The 1,188-nt window shown below is 64.7% G+C and carries 2 protein-coding genes; both read right to left on the bottom strand.

The window, feature by feature from the left end; all coding sequences use genetic code 11:
- Positions 1-501, bottom strand: a 501-nt coding sequence (locus ACY45C_RS14475; protein ID WP_462188130.1) for a Clp protease N-terminal domain-containing protein, incomplete at its 3' end; no start/stop codon positions are given.
- Positions 502-1,000: 499 nt separating this feature from the next.
- A partial coding sequence (locus ACY45C_RS14470; RefSeq protein ID WP_462188129.1) for a (2Fe-2S)-binding protein occupies positions 1,001-1,188 on the bottom strand: 188 nt, incomplete at its 5' end.

Genomic DNA, 1,188 nt, shown 5'->3' with positions numbered 1-1,188 from the left:
CACCAGGGAGGTGGACGGGGTCCCCTCGGCGGGCGCGCCGGACGTGGCGGTCTCGCCCTTGCCCTGGTAACCGGACAGCAGCTGGATGACCTGCTGGCGCACCCGGTTGAGGTCCGCACCCAGCTTGACGAGCACCTGAGCGGCGACGCCCTCGCCCTCGCGGATCAGGCCCAACAGGATGTGCTCGGTGCCGATGTAGTTGTGACCGAGCTGCAGCGCCTCCCGAAGCGACAGCTCCAGGACTTTCTTCGCGCGCGGCGTGAACGGGATGTGCCCGCTCGGTGCCTGCTGCCCCTGGCCGATGATCTCTTCGACCTGTGACCGCACACCCTCAAGGGAGATGCCGAGGGACTCGAGGGCCTTGGCGGCGACGCCCTCGCCCTCGTGGATCAGGCCGAGCAGGATGTGCTCGGTCCCGATGTAGTTGTGGTTGAGCATCCTGGCCTCTTCTTGGGCCAGGACGACGACCCGACGTGCCCGGTCGGTGAATCTCTCGAACATGTGCGCTCCTTCGAGCTGCGACCGACCACACGACAGCCGGTATCCGCATGCTAGCTCCGCCGAGGCATGTCCTCACGCATCGAACAGAAACCTACCCGCCGGCACCGTCCACATCGTCGTGGGCGGCGGACCGGCGCAAGTACCGGTCCGACCAGCGGAGACGTCTAAGGCAACCGTGGCCGACCAGCCATGACTCCCTCACGTCGTTCCGCCAAGAGCAGAACGACGCCGCCCGCTTCGCGACGTCTCCGGTCGGGCGTACGGTGCGGTGGGACGCGTCAAGCGGTGCGTCCCACCGCGGTGAGCCTCCTCGCCGATGCTACCGACGGTAGTGGATGAGGAGGTGTATCTTGTTGTGATTCAACTCACATGTATATCGTTTTGCGTTGTCAATGTTACTCATTGTCGCCGCCCTGGGGAGTTTCAGCGACAGATCTTGCTTGCATTTTGTGAGTAACTACTTTACGTGCGCATACTCGGGCTGTGCTTCGGGTGATTCTCAGACCGCAAGTCCTCCGTTGCCCTGCGTGTCGACCCAGGCGCGCAGCCGTTCCTCGCGATCCTGGTCACCGGTAAAGGGACACGAGGTGCAGTAGTCGTCACCAAGCCGGTAGGCCAGGCAGCACGACCCACGGCGTATGCCGGTGTACCGCCGGCCGTGGTGGACGAACTCGTGCCAACGGGGCC

It is taken from the genome of Frankia sp. CcWB2, assembly GCF_977927585.1.
The sequence above is the reverse complement of the archived record's forward strand: the minus strand, read 5'-3'. Positions and strand labels throughout refer to the sequence as shown.